Below are 22,474 nucleotides of genomic sequence, written 5' to 3'. Positions count from 1 at the left end.
CTGCGGCACCGCCGCCGGGTGGGGTGGTCACCTGGTCGGGGTTCCGCCCGGTCGGCGTACCGGAGCGGTCACGGGTTCTGCGGCTCGCGGGCGACCTGCCGGTTCCCGGCGGTCGGTCCGTCCGACGGGGGAGGGGTCAGGCCGCGCGCATGGCCGGGGCCTCGGCCCGCCTGGCCAGCATGGTCCGGCCCAGCAGGTCGGTGGCGGAGTAGATGGTCCGCAGGGTCGGGGCGGGTGCGCCGGTGATGTCGGCCATCTCCACCACCGCGGCCGCGATGGCGTCGAGTTCCATCTCCTTGCCGGCCTCGAGGTCCTGCAGCATCGAGGTCTTGTGGTGGCCGACCCGCTGCGCGCCGTCGATCCGTTTCGCGATGGAGATCTCCGGAGTGCTGCCGACCCGGTGCGCGATGTCGAGCGTCTCCTCCATGATCCGTTCGATCACCCGCCGGGTGCCGAGGTGCTCACACATCTCCACCATGGTGGCCCGGGTGAGCGCGCTGAGCGGGTTCAACGCCACGTTGCCCATCAGCTTGATCCAGATGTCGTCTCGGAGGTGTCGTTCGACCGGACACTTCAGGCCGCCGGCGATCATCGCCTCGCTGAACCGTACGCACCGGTCGGAGATCGTCTCGTCCGGTTCGCCGATGGAGAACCGGGTGCCCTCCAGGTGCCGGATCACCCCGGGGGACTCGATCACGGTCGCCGGGTAGACCACACACCCGATCGCCCGTTCCGGCGCCATCACCGCGGAGGTGGCGCCCCCCGGGTCGACCGCCTCGATGCGGTGGTTCTCGTACGGGCCGGCGAGCTTGTGGAAGTACCACCACGGAATGCCGTTCTGCCCGGCCACCAGTGCGGTCTCCGGTCCGAGCAGGGGTTCGAGCAGCGGCCCCGCCGAGGCGTACGAATGGGCCTTGAGGCCGAGGAAGACGTAGTCCACCGGGCCGACCTCGCCGGGATCGTCGGTCGCGTGCGGATGGGCGGAGAAGTCCCCCCGAGGGCTGAGCACCCGGACCCCTCGGGTCCGTAGTGCGGCCAGGTGTGCCCCACGGGCGATCAGATGGACATCCACTCCGGCCCGACACAGGGCCGCGCCGACATACGCGCCGATGGCACCGGCTCCGAGCACTGCAACTCGCACGGGCAGCTCCCTTCACAAAGGACTTACCTGTATGCGTTATGTTGAGTACAGTATGCAATTACTGGTGAGGCTGGCAAGCCTTCGAGCTGCCGCCCCAGGTCAACCTGTCTCTTTCCCCGGCAGTCGCCGGTACGTTTCTCCGGCGACCATTCCGAACCCGGGCATGGCGGAAAGCGGGCTGTCGCCCAAGGGCCCGCGTCGGCCGTCCACCGACACGGGCCCCACCGCTCCGGTGGATGTTTTGTGCCCTGCCCCGGGGCGGGTACGCCGTCCGGCCCGTGGCCCGGTCGCCGGACGGTCACGCCTCACCCACCAGGGTGGTCGACCAGCCCGGGCGGAACAATGAGCAATCCCCGAACGGCCGATCGGTCGTACCTATCGATGCAGGTCAGACTGCCTCCGCCGGCACCAACGCGTCGATGTCGGACTGCAGGTCGAGGTCCTCGGCCACCCGGATCAACGCGCTGGTGACCAGCGGCTGCGGATCGCGGTCCAGCACCAGCAGCCCGACCGTGCTGGTCGCGGTCGGCTCGACCAACGGCAGCACCCGCGTCCCGGGCGGTACCCCCAACAGCCCCAGCCAGGCCTGCGGGATGACACTCGCCCAGTTGCCACCCCGGACGTGCGAGCAGAGCGTGGAGACCGAGTTCGTCTCCATCCGCGGGGTGACCGCCACCCCGGCCCGCAGGAACAGGTCGTCGAGGATGCGTCGGTGCTGCATGTCCGGGGTGAGCAGGCAGAGCGGCAGCCCGGCGACCTCCGCCCAGCCCACCTCGGTACGTTCCGCGAACTCGCCGCCCTGGCTGGTCAGCAGGACGTAACGCTCGTCGTAGAGCGGAATCGTCCGGAACCCGGCGAGCGGCTCACCGGTGAGATAGGTCAGCCCGGCGTCCAGTTCGAAGTCGATCAGCCGACGGTGGATCTCCGCGGAGGTCAGCGAGAGTACGGTCAGACTGGTCCCCGGATGCAGTTCGCAGAACGGGCCGGTGAGCAGCGAGACCGGCGGCAACGAGGCCGGCACCGCACCGAGTCGCAACCGCCCGGTCAGACCCTGGTGGCTGGCCCGGCCGAACTCCGCCACCAACTGGTCCCGGTCGGCGAGCAGACGCCGGGCCCAGGCCAGCAGCCGTTCGCCCTCCGGGGTGAAGCCCTCGAACCGGTGCCCCCGGCGGACCACCGAGACGCCGAACTCCGCCTCCAGCTTGCGGATCCCGTCGGAGAGGGTGGGCTGACTGACCCAGCAGGCCGCCGCCGCCCGGCCGAAATGCTGCTCCCGGGCCAACGCGGTGAGGTACTCCAACTGGCGCAGGAACATCGCCGACCACTCCTCTCCGCCCGGCCTCCGGGCCAAGTAAACATCGGTACGGTGGGTCCGGGTCAGGCCCCGGTCGACGAAACCTCCGTGCCCCTGGCCGGCAGCGGATCGGCCAGCGCCCAGCCCCGGGCCAGCAACGCGTCGCAGGCCTCCAGCGCGGCGGCCAGGCGTACCTCGGGTGCGCCGGTGAGCAGGATGAACGGGGCTCCGGCGGCGTGCAGCTCGGCCCGGAACCGGTCGGTCATCCAGCCCCGCAGGTGCGCACCGTCGCGCAGCCCGTCATCCTCGAAGGGCACGCCCTCGTGGTCGGTGAGCAGGTAGAGGTCGGCCATTCCGGCCGCCGCCCGGACCGCCGGCGAGGTGGCCCCGAGATAACGCTCCTCCCAGACCGCGGTCGCCCGGGCGTCGGTGTCACAGACCAGGATCGGCGACCCGTCCCGGGCGGCCGACTCCTCGGCGGCGTTCTGGGCCCGTACCACCTCGACGAAGTCCTCCGGACCCCAGGTCACGTCGAAGACGGTCGCGGCCGGGTCGACCGCGCGGAGCGCGGCCAGCTTCCGTGCGGTCAGCTCACGGCCGTACTCCGGCACCCAGCGGGTGTCGGCCCAGACCCCGCCCCGGGCGCGTAGCGCGGCGGCGAGCGCGCGGGAGAGCGTGGTCGTCCCGGTGGACTCGGCGCCGACCACGACCACCCGGCGGGTGAACCAGGCCCGGACCGGGGGCGCGAGGTGGTGCCAGTACGCGACCGGATCGGCCCGGACCGCGGTGCCGGAGACCGGTACGATGGCCCGGTCGCGGTCCACGCAGACATGGGTGGCGGCGAACCGTCGGGCCAACTCCTCGCCGTACGCCTCGGAGCTGAACACGGCGTCGACGACGGCGTCGCCGACCGCCCGGCGGAACACCGCGCAGTGCGCGTCCCAGGCCCCGGGGTCGGCGTAGTCCACCGGGTGGTCGTCGACGACACCGACAAACCGGACCCAGGGTGTCGAGGCGTGCACCTCACGCAGCCAGCGCAGCCGGTCGGCGAGCGGGACCGACTCCACACTGGACGGCGCGACGACCACGCTCACCCGGGCACAGTCCGCCGCCGCGCTCTCGACCAGCCGGTGGTGCCCGGCGTGCGGGGGATAGAACTTGCCGACCACCAGACCGTGGCGGAACCGGGGCGCCATGGTCAGGCGACCGCCGGAGCACCGGCCGGTTCCGGCACGTCGGCGGCCCGGCGCAGGTCGGCGCGCCAGGCCCGGAGCCCGAGTACACAGAGGGCGAGGAACGCCAGGTAGAGGATCGCGGTCAGCCAGAGGTCCTTGTAGCCGTAGAGCGGGATGTAGACCAGGTCCACGGTGATCCAGAACCACCAGCTCTCCACCAGCTTCCGGGCCTGCCCGTACGTCGCCAGCAGCGAGAGCGCGGTGGTCAGCGCGTCCGGCAGCGGCACCGTCGACCCGGTGAAACGATCCAGGAAGTACCAGAGCGCACCGGTCAGTACGATCCCGGCGACCGCCAGGCCCAGCCACTCCGGCCGGCTGGTGCGGCGTACCCGCAGCGTGCTCCGGCCCGCCCCGCCGAAGGTCCAGGACCACCAGCCGTACGCGCCGAGCAGCACGTAGACGATCTGCAGGCCGGCGTCGGCGTACAGGCCGGCGGACCAGAAGACCACCATCAGCAGCAGGACGTTGAGGATGCCGACCGGCCAGTTCGCGATGTGCTGGCGCACCACCAGGTAGACGCAGAGCAGACCGGTGGCGAAGCCGAGCAGTTCCGCCCAGGAGGTCGGCGCACCGAACACCGTGAACGCCGCCGAGTTGAGCCAGTCCAGCACCGTTCCTCCTTGTCAGCCGGTCGGTCGACACACGGTAGCCGAAGCCGGGCCGCCCGATGGCGACGGCTGTTGCCGGCGCCTCCTCCGTCTGCCGCGGACGGCCGCCGCCGGCGACCCGGGTTCCCGGCGGACCCCGGGCGGCGGCCGACGGGAGGCCCCCGCCCCGCGACGTCCCGAACCGCCCGTGGGTGGGTCCGGACGTCGCGGGGCAGGGTCAGGTTACGACCGCACCGTGATCGGCAGGGTCTTGAGCGTGTCCTTGCCGTCGCCTACCACCAGTGCGCCGACGTAGAGCCGGCCCGGGGTGAGCCCGGCCCAGCGCAGCGTCAGGTTCGCGGTGGCGCCCGCCATCACCGTGCGCTTCTTCGGATCGATGGTCAGCCTGCCGTCCGAGCTGCCGGGCTGGCCGGGCAGCAGGGTGGTGACGGTGTAGGTGTTGTCCTCCTGGCCGGCCGGCATGTTGAGGGTGTACAGCTGCTCGACGACCAGTGTGTAGTCCCCGACCCCGGGTAGGGCCACGATGGCGCCGTCCCGGCTGCCGTACCTGGTGGCGACGACCGTGTTGGTGTGGTCGTACACGTCGACGATGTAGTCGGCGCAGGGCGGCAGCGGGTCGGCGCCCCAGTCGATCTCGGTGCAGCCCGGAGCCTGACCGGTCACCATGATCTGCGGGTTCACCGTGCCCGCCGGTACGTGCACCGTGCTCCGGTGGATCGACGCCGGCAGCGGCACCGGCAGGTTCTCCGGCGACCGGGAGTCCCAGATCGGCGCGTCGCCGTGCAGGGTGGTCGTGGTGGCGGTGCCGTCGGTCAGGCCGATCACCTGGGCGGCCAGCGTGCCCCGGTAGCCGACCTGGGCGGTCATCGGGAAGCTGCCGGCCGTGCCGGTGCCGGTGATCTGGTCGGGTGTGATCAGCCCGGTGTTGTGGACGACCAGCGGGATCCTGACCTGGTGGCCGGACTTGTCACGCCAGGTCAGCGCACCGTCCGCCCAGGTGCCGAAGGCGCCGGACCGGTTGGTGATCTCCACCTCGAAGGTCGCGGTCCGCCCTGCCGGCACGTGCAACGTCGCCGGGGTGACCTTCACCGCGTAACCGGCAGGGGCCCGCACGTCGGAGGTGTAGGTGCCGGCCCGGTCGCTGACGTTGGTGACGGTACGGGTCACGGTCTGGGTGCCCACCATGTTGCCCATCGAGATCGACGGGTAGTTGAGCTGGTTCGTCGCGATCGCGCCGGTGGTGTCACAGCCGTCGGTCGGGACAAACTCCCCCTTCGCGGCCAGCCCGCACAGGTACTTGCGCCAGTCCTGCTCGGTGGAGTCGTAGACCAGCCCGGGATCGAAGACGTCACCCGGTTGGACCTCGCCGGCGCCGTAGTTGAACGGCGTCGCCGGGGCGTCCCCGAGCTTGATCCGGTTGCCCCGGTCCGTGGTGTCCACGGCGGTGGTCATCATCGCCGAGCGGATCGCCGACGGTGACCAGGTCGGGTGCTTGGCCCGGAGCAGGGCGGCGAGGCCGGCGATGTGCGGGGCCGCCATCGACGTGCCCGACTCGAGGGCGAAGTCCTGCCCGCCGGTCGCCGGGGAGAACGCGGCGGCGACCGCCATGCCGGGCGCGCTGATGTCCGGCTTGAGCAGGTCGCTGCGGTTGAAGAGGGACGGACCCGCCGAGGAGAAGCCGGCGACCTGGGGAGCCTCGACCGTGGTCAGGTGTCCCGCCGAGATCGTCGCGGTCGCCCCACCCTGTGCGATGTACGCGGCGACCGGTGGCGCGTCGGTGTCGAGGATGTGCACGGTGGGCACCGAGTGGGTGTCGGCGTCCAGCGAGTTCACCCCGTCGTTGTAGAGCACCATGCCGATGCCGCCGGCCTTCGCCACCGCGGCGCTCTTCGCGACCCGGTCGACGACCCCGCGCAGGCAGAACACGATCGCGCCGCGGACCTTGGCCGGGTCGAGCGCGCCGTCCACACAGAGTTCGGCGTCGCCGGGGTTGTCCGGGTGCAGGGCGCTCGCCCTGCCCGAGACCAGCGGTGCCGGGCCGGCAGCGGCCGCTCCGATACCCACGCCGGTGACCTGCCTGCCGTTGCCGAGGGTGAGCGTGCGGCTGTGCTGCCGGTCGATGGTGCTCGCCGCCACCGTGGTCACCCAGGGCACGGAGTTGTCGATGGTGCTCGCCTCGGGGCCGGCGTTCCCGCCCGCCGCCGCCACGAAGACGCCGGCCGCGGCGGCGTTGAAGAACGCCTGCTCGATCGCGGTGTACCGCTCGTTGTCGTCACCGATCGAGTAGTTGATGACGTCCACACCGTCGGCGACCGCGTCGTCGATGGCCTGGACGATGTCGGTCGAGCTGCCGGTCGCCGAGCCGGCGCCGGTGTCGTACAGCGCCTTGTAGATCGCCAACCGGGCGGCCGGCGCCACGCCGGAGATCTCGCCCAGGGACTGGCCGGCGACCGAGGCCGGCACCCCGTGGTTGCCGGCCGCGGTGCTCGCCGTGTGGGTGCCGTGTCCGTTGCGGTCCCGGGGTGAGGAGTACTCGTCGGGGAAGGCGTCGGCGAGCCCGGCGTACCAGCGGGCGCCGATCACCTTGTTGTTGCAGGTGATCGGCGCCTCGATGCCGACGTCGCAGGTGCCCTTCCACTTCGCGTCGATGACCGCCTGGTCCGGGCGCGGGGTGGGCAGCGGGGCGAAGCTGGCGCTCTCCGGCCAGAAGCCGCTGTCGATCACCCCGATGATCATGCCCTCGCCAGCGTGCCGGGCGTCGCCGAACTGGCGCTCCCAGACACCCGTCCCGCCGGTCAGCCCGAGATAGTCCGGCGTGTACGAGGCGTGGGTGTGCACCTGGACGTCCTCGTAGACGGCACGTACGCCGGGAGTGGCCCGCAGCCGGACCACCTGGGCGGGGGACAGGCGTGCGGCGAAGCCGTTGAAGGCGGTGTCGAAGGTGCCCTTGACCTGGTCGGCGGGTACCCCGACGCCGGTCAGCACCGCGTCCCGCCTCTGCCGCAGGTGCTCCTGGTACGCCCGGGCGTCGCCGGAGCCGCGGTTGAGCCGGCCGCCCTCCGCCGCCCGGGTCCCCGGCAGCCCCGGTAGTCCTCCGGGGTAGGTGGCCAGTGGCTCCTCGTCGAGTTGGACGAGGTAACGGGCGACCGGCCCGTTGCTGGTCGGGGGCGCCGCCGCGGCGTTCGCCGCCGATGCGCCGACCAGACCCGCCGCGAGCAGGGCCGTGGTGGCCAGGATGCTGACCCGCCCCCGTGCTGCTCGGCCGGGTTGGGTTGTTGTCAGGGGTGGCACGTGGTTGTCCTCCACAGTCGAGGCCGACAGTCACAGGTGGTGGCGGCCGCCGAAATGTAAGATCAACTACGGACCGCTGAGAAGCACTCGTTACCTGGATCACAAGCCCGTTGAACACCGGTTACGGTCCGACAGTCGCTGCCCTCGCCCGGCCCGGGGCGATCGTGCGAGGATTCCTCGATGTTCTCCGAATCTGACCCGGCGATCCGCCGGACCCGTGCCGCGGACGCCACGCTGACCGTGACCTCGGGCGGGGTTCCGCTCGCCGACCAGGACGTGGTGGTGGCGCAGCGCGACCACCGATTTCTCTTCGGCTGCACCGGGTTCGAGTTCATCCCGCTCGCCAACGGCGAACTGACCGCGACGCCGGGTGTCGGGCCGGGCGGTGGGCAGGGCTCGCTGGGCGAGGCGGACGCGGCGCCGGTCGAACGGCTCGCCGAACTCTGGTTCGACCTGTTCAACTTCGCGACCCTGCCGTTCTACTGGGGACGGTTCGAGCCGGATCGCGGCCGGCCGGACACCGAGCGGGTCCGGAACACCGCCCGCTGGTTCACCGAGCGGGGCTGCCCGGTCAAGGGGCACCCGCTCGCCTGGCACACGGTCAGCGCCGACTGGCTGCTGGACCTCTCCAACGAGGAGATCGTCCGGGCGCAGGTGGACCGGGTCCGCCGTGAGGTCACCGACTTCGCCGGTGTGATCGACATGTGGGACGTGATCAACGAGGTCGTGATCATGCCGATCTTCGACAAGTACGACAACGGCCTCACCCGGATCTGCCGCGAGATGGGACGCATCCCGCTGATCCGGACCGTCTTCGACGCCGCCCGGGAGGCGAACCCCGGCGCCACCCTGCTGCTCAACGACTTCGACATGTCCGCCGCGTACGAGTGCCTGATCGAGGGCGTGCTGGAGGCGGGCATCAAAATCGACGCGCTGGGCCTGCAGAGCCACATGCACCAGGGCTACTGGGGTGAGGAGAAGACCCTCGCCATCCTCGACCGGTTCTCCCGGTACGGCCTGCCGATCCACTTCACCGAGACCACCATCCTCTCCGGCGAGCTGATGCCGGCCGACATCGTCGACCTCAACGACCACCAGGTCGACGAGTGGCCGAGCACCCCGGAGGGGGAGGAACGGCAGGCGGACGAGATCGTCCGGCACTACCGGACCCTGCTGGCACACCCCTCGGTCGAGGCGATGACGTACTGGGGGATCGCGGACGGCGGCTGGCTCGGCGCACCCGGCGGGTTCGTCCGCGCCGACGGCAGCCCGAAACCGTCGTACGACGCGCTGCGCGCACTGGTCAAGGGGGACTGGTGGCTGCCGCCGACCACACTGCGTACCGACGCCGACGGCCGGGTACGGCTCACCGGCTTCCTCGGCGAGTACGAGGTCGGCGCCGCCGGTCGGTCCGCGACCTTCCGGCTCGACACCCCCGGTGAGGTGCGCCTCGACGTGTCACTGTGAGGCGGGCGGCGTGCCCGGTCGGTCGGGCGGTTCAGACGAAGACCAGTCGGAGCGTGTCGAGGACCTCCTGACATGCGGCACTGATCTGTTCTGGCCGCTGGTCGTACTGGCAGATCACCTGGACCATGAAGTGTCCGGCGAAGACGAAGGTGGCGTCGTAGCGGAACGGCTCCCGGTCGTCCGGCTGGACGATGCTCTGCTGCCAGGCGGGATGGCCGGCGACGGTGGTCCGGACCGGCGGCGTGGCGCTGATCGCCGCGACCTTGTCGGCGTAGCCGGCGAGCCGGGCCGGGAACCGGTCGTCCGGTTCGACGGAGACGTCGGCGTCGAGCAGGTACGAGGTGACCGCGATGACGTCGAGACCCCGGGTGCCGGCCGGCACCACCCATCGGGTGGTCCGTACCGGGTGCAGCGGTACGGCGATCCGGTAGTCGTCGGTGTCGGTGAAGCCGCTCGGCACGTCGAATTCGACCGGTACGGGTTCGGACGGTGTCGTCGGTTCGGCGGGCGGCTCCGGCGGACCGGATCGTCCAGCCGAGCAGCCGAGCAGGGCGGGGACGAGCAACAGGGTGAGTGCCGCGGCGAGGGCCGTCCCCCGTACGACGCTGGACCGGATCACGAGGACGACGGTAACCGGCACCGGCAAGGTTCCGTGCCGCGCCGGATTCGGTCACGTCGATCGGCTTCCCGGTCGTCCACCTCGGACGTAACCTGCCTGAAACGATTCAGGCAGGTCGAGCGCGAGGAGCGACATGACACGCCGACGATCCGCACGCCTCCGGACCGCAGTTGTCGTCACCGGCGTACTCGTCGCCGGGACCGTTCTCACCGGCGTACCCCCGGCGGCGGCCGGCGGCGCCCACATCCCGGACCGGCGGGGTCACGCGCCGCTGGCCCCCGCCGACCTCACCGTCGACGACCGGGACCACCCGTTGAACGTCGAGGGGACACCCCGGTTCGGCTGGCTGCCCCGGGACCGTGACCCGGACGAGACGCAGACCGCTTACCGGATCACCGTCGCCGAGGCGGCCGGTCGGCTGGTCTGGGACTCCGGCAAGGTCCGCTCCGGACAGCAGTCGTACGTGCCGTACGGCGGCCCGGCTCTGCGCTCCGGCAGCGCGTACCGGTGGACGGTCCGGACCTGGGACCGCACCGGCCAGGTTTCCCCGCCGGCCAGCGGCGCCTTCGAGACCGGCATCTCCGACAGCGAGTGGGAGGGCGCCAGCTGGATCCGGCGCACCACCAGCGACGCCGACGACTACACCCTGGCCCGCACCGAGGTCCGCCCCGCACGCGGCCGGGTGGTCCGGGCCAGGGTCTACACCGCCGCCGACCACACCTACGAGCTGTACCTGAACGGCCGGCGCGCCGACCGGGGCACCTCGTTCGGCTACCCCGGCGAGGACTACTACCAGGCCGCCGACGTCACCGGACTGGTGGAGGCCGGCGAGCCGCTCGCGATCGCGGTCCGCTACCACTGGTACGGCAGCGGACAGGGCCGCCCGGCCGGCGCCCGGGGTCTGCTGCTCAAGCTGGTCGTCGAACACGCGGACGGCTCCCGGGAGGTCTTCGGCACCGACGGGACGTGGCGGGTTAACCGGGACACCCTGTTCGTCAACGGCGCCGCCCGGCGCAACGGTGAGGGTGACCGGGTCGAGCGGCAGGACGCCCGGGCCGAGGTGGTCGGCTGGACCCGACCCGGCTACGACGACAGCGCCGCGCCGTGGGCCCCGGCCGAGGTGCTGGGCGCACATCCGGTCGCGACGTACCCGCACCTGATCGGGCAGGAGACCCGGCTCGCCGAGACGACGGTGCGACCGGTGGCGCTGACCACCGCCGCCGACGGCACCGTGGTCGCCGACTTCGGCGTGGTGATCCCGGCCCGCCCGGTGGTCCGGTTCGACGCCGGGGTCGCCGGCCGGGAGGTGGCGATCCGGGCCGGCTACAACCTGACCGGGGCGGGTCGGGTGGCCACCGACACCCTGCTCTCCCAGGGCACCGACCTGAGCTTCCCGTACCTGCAGAAGGACGGACCGCAGGAGTTCCGGGCCTTCACCCATCTCGGCTTCCGCTACCTCGAGATTCCCGGCGCGGGAGAGCCGATCGGCCGGGACGACGTCTCGGCGGTGCTGGTGCACACCGACGTCCCGACCGGTCGGGAGGCGACGTTCCGCAGCTCGGACCGGACCCTCGACGCGGTCTGGGAGCTGCTCAAGCGGTCGGCGATCTACTCCGTGCAGGAGGCGTTCGTCGACACCCCGACCCGGGAGAAGGGGCAGTTCCTCGGCGACGCCGCCGACATCTCGTACGCGACGATGAGCGGCTTCGGCGAGCGGGACGCCACCCAGCAGGCGATCCGGGAGTTCCTGCGCTCCGCCGAACGGTTCTGGACCACCGGCAACGATCTCGGCCGGTACAACGCGGTCTATCCGAACGGCGACGGCAAGCGGGACATCCCGGACTACTCGTTGATGTTCGTGGACTGGGTGTGGCGGTACTACCAGGAGACCGGGGACGCCGGACTGCTCGCCGAGGCGTACCCGGCGATCCGGAACACCGCCGACTACGTGCTGCGACACATCCCGGCCTCCGGACCGACCGCCGGCCTGGTCACCCAGCTCTCCGGGGGCAGCGGCGCCTACCAGTACGGGATCGTCGACTGGCCGGAGCCCGGCCGGTTCGGCTACGACATGACCGCCGCCGCCCGGACCAGCATCAACGCCCAGGGTGTGGACGTGCTGCGCACCGTGGCGTGGGTGGGCCAGGCGCTCGGCCGACCGGCTGCCGAGGTGGCCGGGTACGCCGACCGGGCCGACGCGCTGGTCGAGACGATGAACCAGCGGCTGCGTCGGGCCGACGGGGTCTACGTGGACGGACTCTCCGTGACCGGGGAGCAGAGCGGGCACGCGGGGCAGCACAGCACGTCGTACGCGATCGCGCACGGGGTGGCGCCGGCGGCGGACCGGCCGGCGCTGGCGGCGTACCTCGCCGGGCTGGGGATGCGGCAGGGCCCGATGACCGCGCACTGGCTGCTGCAGGCGTTGACCGACGCGGGCCGGCCGGACGCCGTACTGGAGCTGTTGACGAACCCGGATGACCTGGGCTGGGCGAACATCCTGGCCCAGGGCGGCACCTTCACCTGGGAGGCGTGGACCCTCGACCCGGGCAGCAACTTCAGTCAGTCGCACGGCTGGGGCGCGCAGGCCCTGGTCGACGTGCAGCAGACGCTGCTCGGGGTCCGGGTGGCCAGCCCGGGAGCGGCCCGGGTCGACGTCGTGCCCCCGGCGACCGGGCTGGGCCGGGCCGCCGGCACGGTGCCGACCCAGCGTGGCCCGGTCTCCGTCGACTGGCGGCGGACCGGCGGCGGCCTGCGGATCGAGGTCGAGGTGCCGGTCAACGTCACCGCCCGGGTCGCCCTCCCGGTCACCGCCGGTACGTCGTACCGGGTGTCCGGTCCGGGGCGGGCGAGCTACCTCGGGGTCCGGGACGGGCGGGCGGTCTTCGAGGTCGGCTCCGGCCGGTCGACCTTCCAACCCCGGTAGTCGGACGCCGGCCGCCGCCGTCGCGGTTCGGTGGCGGGGATCCTGACCGCCGCCGTTGCGGGCTGGCGGCCGGGATCCTGACCAGGGCCCTTCCGGTGCGCGTCGTTGCGCACCGGAAGGGCTCTTCCGGTTTCGGATCTCGCGAGAGTCCGGCAGGTAACGATTGGGTAATCGAGCCGAAACGCTTGACCGGTCCCGAAACGGCGATTTACCGTCTTCATCACAGTGGACTGAAACGTTTCAGGCTGGAGGGCTCGGTGCCCGAACGGGAAGAAGACGCTCCGGTGCTGCTGACCATGTCGGACGTACGGAAGTCGTTCGGCGCGGTGCACGCCCTGGTCGACGTACGTCTGGAACTGCGGGCCGGCGAGGTGCACGCGCTGGTCGGCGAGAACGGCGCCGGCAAGTCCACCCTGGTCAAGATCCTGGCCGGGGTACACGAGCCCGACGACGGCGTACTGACCCTGGACGGTGCGCCACTGCGACTGACCGGGCCCGCCGACGCCCGCGCCGCCGGCATCGCGGTGATCTACCAGGAACCGACGCTCTTTCCCGACCTGTCGGTCGCGGAGAACATCTTCATGGGCCGGCAACCGCTGCGCGGGCTCCGCCGGATCGACACCGCCCTGATGCGCCGGCGCGCCGCCGACCTGTTCCGGCGACTCGGCGTACACCTCGACCCGGACCGTCCCGCGCGCGGACTCTCCATCGCCGACCAGCAGTTGGTGGAGATCGCCAAGGCGCTCTCCTTCGACGCCCGGGTGCTGGTGATGGACGAGCCGACCGCCGCGCTCTCCGGGGTCGAGGTGGAACGGCTGTTCGCGGTGGTCCGCTCGTTGCGCGAGGCCGGCGCCGCCATCCTGTTCATCTCGCACCGCTTCGAGGAGGTCTTCGCGCTCGCCGCCCGGATCACCGTGATGCGGGACGGCCGGTGGGTCTCCACCGATCCGGTCTCGGCGCTGGACACCGCCCAGGTGGTCCGCCGGATGGTCGGCCGGGAGATCTCCCAGCTCTTCCCGAAGCAGGAGACGTCGGTCGGGGAGACCGTGCTCAGCGTCCGGGGCCTGACCCGGACCGGGGTCTTCTCCGACGTCAGCTTCGAGGTGCGCCGGGGTGAGATCGTCGCGCTCGCCGGACTGGTCGGCGCCGGCCGCAGCGAGGTCGTCCGGGCCCTGTTCGGCCTCGACCCGTACGACGCGGGTGAGGTGCGGGTCGACGGCGTACGCCTGCCCCGGGGCCGACCGGCTGCGGCGCTCGCCGCCGGCCTCGCCCTGGTGCCGGAGGACCGGCGGCAGCAGGGCCTGGTGATGGAACTGTCGGTCGAACGGAACGCGACCCTGACCCGACGCTGGCCGCTGGCCCGGTTCGGGCTGCTCGGCCGACGTGCCGAACGGGACGCGGCCCGGACCTGGGCGGACCGGCTCCAGGTGAAGGCGGGCCGGCTGACCGATCCGGTCTCCACGCTCTCCGGCGGCAACCAGCAGAAGGTGGTGCTGGCCAAGTGGCTCGCCACCGAGCCCCGGGTGCTGATCGTCGACGAACCGACCCGGGGCATCGACGTCGGGACCAAGGCCGAGGTGCACCGGCTGATGTCCCGGCTCGCCGCCGACGGCGTCGCGGTGTTGATGGTCTCCAGTGAACTGCCGGAGGTGCTCGGCATGGCCGACCGGGTCCTGGTGATGCACGAGGGACGGCTGGTCCGGGAACTGACCCGGGACGCCGCCGACGAGGAGTCCGTGATGCTGGCCGCCACCGGCGCCACCGGGTCGCCGGCCACCGGCATCAGCACCGACCGGCGGGGAGGAGCGGCGTGACCGCCACGACCACTTCCGGTGCGACGCCGGAGACGCCGCCCCGGCCATCGGAGCCGCCACGCGACGGTAGCTCGGCCGCCCACCGGATCTTCATGGCCCGGGAACTCGGCATCGGCCTCGCCCTGGTGCTGCTGGTCGCGGTGACCACCGCGGTCAACCCGCGCTTCGTCTCCGGGCAGGGCCGCAAGGACCTGCTGCTCGGCGCCACCATCCTGGTCGTACTGGCGGTCGGACAGGCGATCGTCATCATCACCCGGAACGTGGACCTCTCGGTCGGCTCAGTGCTCGGGCTCTCCGCGTTCGCCACCGGCAAACTCTTCCTGGCGATGCCGGACGCCCCGATCGTCCTCGCCCTGCTCGCCGGGGTCGGCGTCGGCGTGCTCTGCGGCGTGGTCAACGGCGCCCTGATCGCGGTCGCCCGGGTCCCCGCGCTGGTGGTGACCCTCGGCACCCTCTACGTCTTCCGGGGCGTCGACTACTCCTGGGCGGCCGGCCAGCAGATCAACGCCGCCGACCTGCCCCGGGGCTTCAAGAGCCTGGGCACCGCCACCCTGCTCGGGATACCGGTGCTCGCCCTGTTCGCCGTCGCGGTGCTGCTGGCCGCCGGCTTCTACCTGCAGTCGTACCGCAGCGGCCGGGAACTGTACGCGATCGGGTCCGACCCGGCGGCGGCCCGGCTGCACGGCATCCCGGTCGGCCGACGGGTCTTCGGCGCGCTGGTGGTCAGCGGCGGGCTCGCCGGACTGGCCGGGGTGCTGTACGCGGCCCGGTTCGGCACCCTCGACGCGGCGGCCGGCACCGGCATCGAGCTGAACGTGGTCGCCGCCGTGGTGGTCGGCGGCGTGGCGATCTTCGGCGGCAGCGGCTCGGTGTACGGGGCCGCGCTCGGCGCCGTCCTGCTGAGCACCATCGGCAGCGCGCTGCCGGTGCTGCGGATCGACCCGTTCTGGCAGCAGGCCGTGGTCGGCGCGCTGATCCTGGCCGCGATCGGCATGGACCGGGCGCTCGCCGCGCGAATCGCCCACCGTCTTCGGGAAAGGAGAGCCCGTGGCGCCTGACCGGGCGGGCCGGCCGGCCCGCTGGTTCTCCGCGTTCGGCAGCTGGGACGTCCTGGTGGTCGTGCTCCTGGCACTGGTGGTCGTCGGTGCGTCGGTACTCGTCGAGGGGTTCGCCACCGCGCGCTTCTGGGGCTTCCTGCTGCTCGACGTCGTACCGATCCTGCTGATCGCCCTGCCGATGACCCTGGTCGTCATCACCGGGGAGATCGACCTCTCGGTGGCCAGCGTGCTCGGCCTGGCCAGCGCGGTACTCGGCCAGCTCTGGCTCACCGGGCTGCCGCTGCCGCTGATCCTGCCGCTCGTGGTGCTGCTCGGCGCGCTGCTGGGCGCGGTGAACGGGCTGTTCATCGCCGGCTTCGGGCTGCCGTCGCTGGCGGTGACGATCGGCACGCTGGCGCTCTACCGCGGCCTCGCCTACGTGGTGCTCGGCGACCGGGCCGTCGCCGACTTCCCCTTCGGCTGGACCGGCGGCGCCATCCGACCACTGCCCGGCACCACGGTGCCGTGGGTGGTGTTGGTGCTCGCCGTACTCGCCGTCGGGTTCGCCGTGCTGCTGCACGCCACCCCGATCGGGCGTGGCCTGTACGCGATGGGCAACAACGAGCAGGCCGCCCGCTTCTCCGGCATCGCGGTGGCCCGGACCACATTCTGGCTGTACGTGCTGACCGGCGCGGTCGCCGCCCTGGCCGGCGTCTTCTGGACCATGCGGTACGCCAGCGCCCGCGCCGACAACGGGGCCGGCCTCGAACTCACGGTGGTGGCGGCGGTGCTGCTCGGCGGGGTCTCCATCTTCGGCGGCCGGGGCACCCTGGTCGGTGTGGTCGCCGGGGTGCTACTGCTGATGACCCTGCGCAGCGCGCTGCAGCTCGCCGACGTACCGGCCGACACCCTGACCGTGGTCACCGGGACCCTGCTCATCCTCTCCGTCGTCGGCCCGAACGCGGCGGCGATGCTGCGGGCCCGGCTCCGCCGTCGACGACCCGACGCACCCCGGGCCACCCCGTCCCGATCCGCTCCGACCCCGGTCACCGGCGCGCCAGGCGCCTGACCCCACGCCGCCTCCGGCCACCCACGCCGGTACGCCCCACCCCGCCCCACCCAGCCAGCACCTTCTCCGTACGCCGGACCGTACGACCCGCGAGGGCGCGGCGGTCCGTCGAGAAAGGACCCGCGATGACTGTCAGACGATCCCCGGCTCTCCGCCTCGGCGTCACCCTGGCCACGTGCACGGCGCTGCTGCTGAGCGCCGGCTGCGCGAGCGACGAGGGCTCCACCGCGGGTGGCTCCAACGGTGGTGGCGGCACCACCATCAAGGAGGGCCTGAACGTCGCGTTCCTGCCCAAGCAGGTGAACAACCCGTACTTCACCGTCTCCGACAACGGGGGCAAGGCGGCGGTCGAGGAGTTCAAGGGCGAGTACAAGGAGGTCGGCCCGTCGGAGGCGAGCGCCTCCTCGCAGGTCAGCTACCTGAACACGCTGAGCCAGCAGGGCAGCGACGTGATCGTGGTGTCGGCCAACGACCCGAACGCGATCTGCGGCGCGGTCAACCAGGCCCGGCAGGGTGGTGCAAAGGTGGTCACCTTCGACTCCGACACCAACAAGGACTGCCGCGACCTGTTCGTCAACCAGGTGACCGGGCAGGGCATCGCGGAAAACCAGGTCAAGCTGATCTCCGAGGCGATCGGCGGTGCGGGCAAGGTCGCGATCCTCTCCGCGACCGCGAACGCGACCAACCAGAACGCCTGGATCGAGCTGATGAAAACCGAGCTGAAAAAGCCCGAGTACAGCAAGATCGAACTGGTCACCACGGTCTACGGCAACGACGACGACCAGAAGTCGTTCCAGGAGACCCAGGGACTGCTGGCGTCGTACCCGGACCTGAAGGGGATCATCTCGCCGACCACCGTCGGAGTGGCGGCGGCGGCCCGCTACCTCTCCGGTTCGGAGTACAAGGGCAAGGTCGCGCTGACCGGCCTCGGCACCCCGAACCAGATGCGGGACTTCGTCAAGGACGGCACCGTCAAAAGCTTCGCGCTGTGGAACCCGGCCGACCTCGGCTACCTGGCCGCCTACGCCGGTGCCGCGCTCGCCTCCGGGATCATCACCGGCAAGGAGGGCGAGAAGTTCACCGCCGGCAAGCTCGGCGAGTACACGGTCGGCCCGGACGGCGTGGTGGTCCTCGGCCCGCCGACGGTCTTCGACTCCGCCAACATCGACCAGTTCAACTTCTGACCGTCGGTCCGGGTGCGACCCGTCCGTCGCCGGAGAACGGACGGCGGGTGGCACCCGGACCGGCCGTCGTCGTCCGCCCGGCCGCCGGGCCGAGAGTGAGGAGTGGGCCGTGACCGTACCGACCGTGCGACGTCAAGCCCTGGACGACCAGGAACTCATCCTGCTCCGGCTGCTGGCCGACGGACTCTCGTCCGAGGCGGTCGCCCGGCGGCTCGGTACGTCGGAACGGACCGTCCGACGGCGGGTCCGGGCGATCTGCGACCGGCTCGGGGTGCCGGCGCCGATCTCGGCGGTGGTCTGGGCGGTCCGCCGGGGTCTGCTCTGATCGGCGGCGTGCGGGCGGCCACCCTCGCCCCCGGTCGGCGGACGAGGGTGGCCGGGAGCGGCCCTGGTCAGCTCACGACCTGGTAGCCGAACTGCACCTCCAGCCCGGCGGCGGCGGCGGTGCCGAGCACCCGGAGCTGGAGGCGGCGGGCGCCACCCACCCCGTCGACGGTGAACGGTGCGGCCAGCCGGGTGGTCTGCACCGCGGTGGTCGCGGCGACCGCGGCGCCGCCCGCACTGGCCCCGTCGGCGTCCAACCGGACCTGGCAGCCGCCCTCGGCCAGCCGGCGGGTCACCTTCACCACGGTGATCCGCTGTCCGTCGAGATAGAGCAGGTTGCCGAAGTCGTACGACCCGTCGGTGACCGCCCCCGGAATCCGCGCGGTCAGCCAGCCGTCGACCTGCTCGACCCCCTTGTTGCCGGTGAACCGGGTCTGCGCGGTCGGCGCGGTGACCAACTGGTACGGGCCGGCGGTGTTGCCGGCCAGGTCGTTGTCGGCCACCAGCACGTCGGTGGCGGCGCAGACGACGCCGTAGTCCTGCCGGGAGATACCGTCGGCGAGCGCACCGATCGCGTTACCCACGACCACCACCCGGCTCGCCGAGGAGCGGATGTTGATCCCGGCCGCGTTGCGGAAGGCGGTGCCACCCCCGGTGTAGCCGTGCGTGTGGGTCACCTCCGGCAGGTCGAACTGGGTCGGGCTGACCACCTCGATCCGCCACTTCCCGTTCGCCTCGGTGGTGCCGGCGACGTCCTGCACCGAGATCCGGTCCCCGGTCTCCCAACCGTGGGCGTCGCTGGTGGTCAGCCGTACCCGGCCGGCACCGTTCGCGGTCGCCGCGGTGACCGTACGGGCGAACGACGGGTGCGCGGTGCGACCGTTGTTGCCGATCAGGCAGCCGGTGACGGTGACCCGGGTCGAGCCGATGTCCAGTCCGTGCCGGCCGCAGCCCCGGATGACGCTGTTGCTGAACGTGGCACTACCGGTGAAGCCGGCACCGATCCGGACCGCGTCGTCGTCGTTGTCCGCCGAGATGTAGGTGTTGGTGAAGTGCGTCTGCGCCCCGGCCTCGAGCAGTACCGGCACCCCTCGGGCGTTCTCGAAGCCGCCGCCCTCGAAGTACAGGAACTTCGGGTACGACCCACCGGTGGTGTTCTTCAGCCAGATCCCGTGCCGGCCGAACAGGATCGCGGTGGCGATGAACTTGATCGACCCGCCGAGTCCGTCGATCACCAGGTTGTCGGTGCCGTGGTTGGCGGTGCCGGCGGAGATGCCGCACTGGACGAACTCCACCGGGTCGGCCCGGGAGTCGTTGTTCACCCCGTTGAGCAGGATCACCTGCTGCCCGGTGAAGCCGTTCCAGACGCAGTTGACGAACCGGACGGTGTTGCAGCCGCGCAGGGTGAGGCCGTTGTAGCCGTCCTTGAACCGGACGTTGGCAAAGCTCAGCATGTAGTTGCCGTCGGTGCCGTCCCGTTCGGTGGCGACCATGCTGCCGCCGGTCAACCCGCTGCCCCGGACCTGCAGGTCACGCAGGCCGCCGCCGCGTACGCCGGCGAGCCGGAAGCCGTCCGCCGCGCCGGTGGCGACGATGTACTGGGTGGAGTACTCGTCGTTGTCGGAGACCCCGGCCCCCTGGAAGATGACCGGTACCCGGGTGACCCGGATGGTCTGTTCCAGTCGTACCCTGCCCGGACCGGCCTCGACGGTGCCGCCGGTCGGCAGTGCGTCGACCGCGGCCTGGACCCTGGGGGAGTCGTTCTCCGTACCGTCGCCGGTCCAGCCGAACCAGGCCAGGTCGACCCGGGACCCGACGGGTCGCCGCCACCGTCCGGTGGCCTGGCCGGTGACCGCGAGGATCGTGCCGCCGTTGTCCGCCTCGGTGGCGGTGGCGTCCCAGTACAGGACACCACCGCCGAGTCCCGGCCGGTCGGCGTGGTAGCCGCGCAGGTACACCTGCTCGCCGTGGCTGGTGCCGGCGGTGCCGCGCAGGTCGGCGACGGACGTCACCGAGGGCAGCTCGGCGGCTCGTCGGCGGTGGTCGGTCGCCGGCCTGGCCTGGGCGGTGCCGGGGGTGAGCGTCGACGCGCCGACCGCCATCCCGGCCAGCCCGAGCGCGGCCAGGGCCCGGCGGCGCGACGGGGCGTCCGGGTGGCGGTCGGGTGACCGGTCGTCCGGGTGGCGGTCGGGTGACGACGCGTCCGGATGGCGACCGGGTGACCGGTCGTCCGGGTAGCGGTCGTGCGGCCGGTCGGACGACGACCGGCGGGAGGTGCTGTCCATCGGTTACTCCTGCTCTCGGGCAGCCTCCGGCACGGCAGCGGCGGTGCGGCCGGTGCCAGGGCGGGGTGGTGGGACGGATGACCGTGCCGAGCGGTGGAGCTGTGGAACGGGTGGTGCCGGTGGCCGGTGCCGGTGTGGTGCGGGCGGTCAGCCCTTCACCGCGCCGATCACCATGCCCTTGGCGAAGTGCCGCTGGAGCAACGGGTAGACCAGGCAGATCGGCACCAGCGACACGACGAGGATGGCCATCTGCAACGACTGCTGTGGTGGTACGACCTCACCCGGCAGATCCGTGCCGACCTGGGTGTTGTCCACGACGTACGTCCGGAGCACCAGTTGCAGCGGCCACTTCTCGGTCGAGTTGATGTAGAGGACGGCGTTGAAGAACGCGCTCCAGTAGGCGACCGCGTTGAACAGCCCGATGACCGCGATCACCGCCTTGGAGAGCGGGATCATGATCCGGGTGAGGATCTGCAGCTCACTCGCGCCGTCGATCCGGGCCGCGTCGACGATCTCCCGGGGCACCTCCAGGAAGAAGGCCCGCATGATGATGACCTGGAAGGCCGAGGCCAGGCCGGGCAGGATCAGCGCCCAGTACGAGTCGATCAGGCCGAGTTCCTTGACCAGCAGGTAGTTCGGGATCATGCCGGCGTTGAACAGCATGGTGAGCAGCACCAGCACCAGGATCGGCCGGTGGCCCCAACTGCCCGGTCGGGACAGTGAGTACGCCAGCAGCGCCACCACCGTCACCGACAGCAGCGAGCCGACCAGGGTGATGCCGATCGAGACCAGGGTCGCCCGGGTGACCACACCACCCCGGAAGATCGCCGCGTACGCGTCGAACGACGGATGCTGCGGCCAGAGCACGTAACCGCCGGCGGCGGTGATCTGCTCCTGGCCGGCCAGCGAGGTGGAGATGACCGCCACGAACGGCAGCACCACCACGGCACAGCAGAGGAACAGGACGACGCCCTTCAGGCCGCGTACCGCCACGTTCGGCACGGGTGCGCCGTTGACGGTGCGGGGCCGGCGTACCGGGGGCCGGGTCGGGGTCGGTCGGGATCCGGTCGCGGTCACCATTTCGCGTAGATTCCTCTCTCCCCGAACAGATGCGCCACCTTGTTGGCGCCCAGCACGAGGATCGCGCCGATCAGGCCCTTGACCAGCCCCACCGCGGCCGACACTCCCCAGTTGCCGCCGACGATGCCGTAGTTGTAGACGTAGGTGTCCAGCACCTCGGAGCGTTCCAGGCCCACCGGCCCCTGTTGCAGGATGATCTGCTCGAAGCCGACGCTGAGCACGTCGCCCAGCTTGAGGATGAGCAGCAGCACGATGACCGACCGGATCGCCGGCAGTGTGACGTGCCACAGTTGGCGCAGTCGGCCGCCGCCGTCCACCGCCACGGCCTCGTACAGCTCCAGGTCGACCCGGGAGATCGCGGCCAGGAAGATGATGGTGCCCCAGCCGGCGTCCTTCCAGATCACCTGCGAGGTGATCAGTGTGAAGAACAGGTCTGGGTCGCCGATGATGTCCAGCAGTGGGAAGCCGTGCTGGCGCGCCCAGTTGTTGTAGATGCCGGCGTTGCCGAGCATGTGCTGGAAGAGCGCGACGATGATGACCCAGGACATGAAGTGCGGCAGGTACAGGATCGACTGGACCATCCGCTTGATCCGCTCGCTGAGCAGGCTGTTGAGCAGCAGGGCGAGCGCGATCGGCACCGGGAACACCACGACGATCTGCAGGAACGAGATGATCAGCGTGTTCTTGAGGGCGTTGAGGAACGCCGGGTCACCGTTGAAGATCACGTAGAAGTTCTGGAACCCGACCCAGGGCGACTCCCAGATCGTCAGGTACGGCTGGTAGTCCTTGAACGCGATCACGTTGCCCAGCAGCGGCACGTACTGGAAGAGCAGGACCAGCGCCACCCCGGGCACACTGAGCAGCAGCAGGAAGCGGTCGCGCCTGAGTCGCTGCCAGTGGGACAGCCGACGCGGTCGCGGCGGACCGGGTCGTACCTCCGCCGCCCCGACCTCGGGTCGGGCGGGTACGGGCGCCGCGTCCGTCCCGGGCACCGGAGGTTCACCGACGTCCGGGCCGGTGGTGACGGCGGCGGGTGCGGCCCGGGTCGCCTCGCCGGCCGACCCGGGCGTTCCGCTGGAAGCCATCCTCGTACCTCCGATCTC

16 protein-coding genes are annotated in these 22,474 nt (G+C 71.5%); 7 read left to right on the top strand and 9 right to left on the bottom strand.

The window, feature by feature from the left end; all coding sequences use genetic code 11:
* Positions 1-136: 136 nt before the first annotated feature.
* From ABGB05_RS11475 to ABGB05_RS11455, 5 genes are all read right to left on the bottom strand, one after another.
* Positions 137-1,141, bottom strand: a complete 1,005-nt coding sequence (locus ABGB05_RS11475) for a 2-dehydropantoate 2-reductase (protein WP_347653228.1) — start codon at positions 1,139-1,141, stop codon at positions 137-139.
* A 388-nt stretch (positions 1,142-1,529) separates the two neighbouring features.
* Positions 1,530-2,492 carry a LysR family transcriptional regulator gene (locus ABGB05_RS11470; protein ID WP_347653227.1) on the bottom strand — a complete coding sequence of 321 codons (963 nt, stop codon included), beginning with the start codon at positions 2,490-2,492 and terminating at the stop codon, positions 1,530-1,532.
* A 26-nt stretch (positions 2,493-2,518) separates the two neighbouring features.
* Entirely contained in the window at positions 2,519-3,631 is a 1,113-nt protein-coding gene (locus ABGB05_RS11465; protein ID WP_347653226.1) for an AAA family ATPase, read from the bottom strand.
* Between the two features lie 2 nt (positions 3,632-3,633).
* Positions 3,634-4,281, bottom strand: a complete 648-nt coding sequence (gene pnuC / locus ABGB05_RS11460) for a nicotinamide riboside transporter PnuC (protein WP_347653225.1) — start codon at positions 4,279-4,281, stop codon at positions 3,634-3,636.
* 219 nt (positions 4,282-4,500) lie between these two features.
* Complete coding sequence (locus tag ABGB05_RS11455) at positions 4,501-7,569, bottom strand: S8 family peptidase (RefSeq protein ID WP_347653224.1); 3,069 nt, start codon at positions 7,567-7,569, stop codon at positions 4,501-4,503.
* Positions 7,570-7,749: 180 nt separating this feature from the next.
* Between ABGB05_RS11455 and ABGB05_RS11450 the strand changes: the two genes are divergently transcribed.
* Positions 7,750-9,036, top strand: a complete 1,287-nt coding sequence (locus tag ABGB05_RS11450; RefSeq protein WP_347653223.1) for an endo-1,4-beta-xylanase — start codon at positions 7,750-7,752, stop codon at positions 9,034-9,036.
* Between the two features lie 31 nt (positions 9,037-9,067).
* Here ABGB05_RS11450 and ABGB05_RS11445 read toward each other — a convergent pair whose 3' ends face one another.
* Positions 9,068-9,655 (bottom strand): hypothetical protein, encoded by a 588-nt coding sequence (locus ABGB05_RS11445; protein ID WP_347653222.1) that lies wholly within the window; start codon positions 9,653-9,655, stop codon positions 9,068-9,070.
* Between the two features lie 133 nt (positions 9,656-9,788).
* Between ABGB05_RS11445 and ABGB05_RS11440 the strand changes: the two genes are divergently transcribed.
* The 6 genes from ABGB05_RS11440 (at position 9,789) to ABGB05_RS11415 (ending at position 18,007) form a co-directional block, all read left to right on the top strand.
* Positions 9,789-12,578 (top strand): family 78 glycoside hydrolase catalytic domain, encoded by a 2,790-nt coding sequence (locus ABGB05_RS11440; protein ID WP_347653221.1) that lies wholly within the window; start codon positions 9,789-9,791, stop codon positions 12,576-12,578.
* 257 nt (positions 12,579-12,835) lie between these two features.
* Complete coding sequence (locus tag ABGB05_RS11435) at positions 12,836-14,392, top strand: sugar ABC transporter ATP-binding protein (protein WP_347653220.1); 1,557 nt, start codon at positions 12,836-12,838, stop codon at positions 14,390-14,392.
* Positions 14,389-15,450, top strand: coding sequence for an ABC transporter permease (locus tag ABGB05_RS11430; protein WP_347653219.1), 1,062 nt, complete (start codon positions 14,389-14,391; stop codon positions 15,448-15,450). Before ABGB05_RS11435 ends, ABGB05_RS11430 begins: the two co-directional genes overlap by 4 nt.
* A complete protein-coding gene (locus ABGB05_RS11425) occupies positions 15,440-16,498 on the top strand; it encodes an ABC transporter permease (RefSeq protein WP_347653218.1) in 1,059 nt (352 codons plus the stop codon). Before ABGB05_RS11430 ends, ABGB05_RS11425 begins: the two co-directional genes overlap by 11 nt.
* Positions 16,499-16,623: 125 nt before the next feature.
* Positions 16,624-17,682 carry a rhamnose ABC transporter substrate-binding protein gene (gene rhaS / locus ABGB05_RS11420; RefSeq protein WP_347653217.1) on the top strand — a complete coding sequence of 353 codons (1,059 nt, stop codon included), beginning with the start codon at positions 16,624-16,626 and terminating at the stop codon, positions 17,680-17,682.
* Between the two features lie 109 nt (positions 17,683-17,791).
* Positions 17,792-18,007: a LuxR C-terminal-related transcriptional regulator gene (locus ABGB05_RS11415; protein WP_347653216.1), complete on the top strand. Its 216-nt coding sequence runs from the start codon at positions 17,792-17,794 to the stop codon at positions 18,005-18,007.
* Between the two features lie 67 nt (positions 18,008-18,074).
* Here the strand turns inward: ABGB05_RS11415 and ABGB05_RS11410 are convergent, their stop codons facing one another.
* From ABGB05_RS11410 to ABGB05_RS11400, 3 genes are all read right to left on the bottom strand, one after another.
* Positions 18,075-20,291 carry a ubiquitin-activating E1 FCCH domain-containing protein gene (locus ABGB05_RS11410; RefSeq protein ID WP_347653215.1) on the bottom strand — a complete coding sequence of 739 codons (2,217 nt, stop codon included), beginning with the start codon at positions 20,289-20,291 and terminating at the stop codon, positions 18,075-18,077.
* A gap of 147 nt (positions 20,292-20,438) precedes the next feature.
* Positions 20,439-21,371 (bottom strand): carbohydrate ABC transporter permease, encoded by a 933-nt coding sequence (locus ABGB05_RS11405; protein ID WP_347653214.1) that lies wholly within the window; start codon positions 21,369-21,371, stop codon positions 20,439-20,441.
* The gene (locus tag ABGB05_RS11400) at positions 21,365-22,456 is read right to left on the bottom strand and encodes an ABC transporter permease subunit (RefSeq protein ID WP_347653213.1); all 1,092 of its coding nucleotides are present in this window, start codon (positions 22,454-22,456) and stop codon (positions 21,365-21,367) included. The genes ABGB05_RS11405 and ABGB05_RS11400 overlap by 7 nt, the downstream gene beginning before the upstream one ends.
* Positions 22,457-22,474: the final 18 nt, after the last annotated feature.

This window comes from Plantactinospora sp. B5E13, assembly GCF_039871775.1.
GTDB lineage: Bacteria > Actinomycetota > Actinomycetes > Mycobacteriales > Micromonosporaceae > Plantactinospora.
Note: the sequence above shows the minus strand (reverse complement) of the source record. Positions and strands in the feature narration are given on the sequence as shown.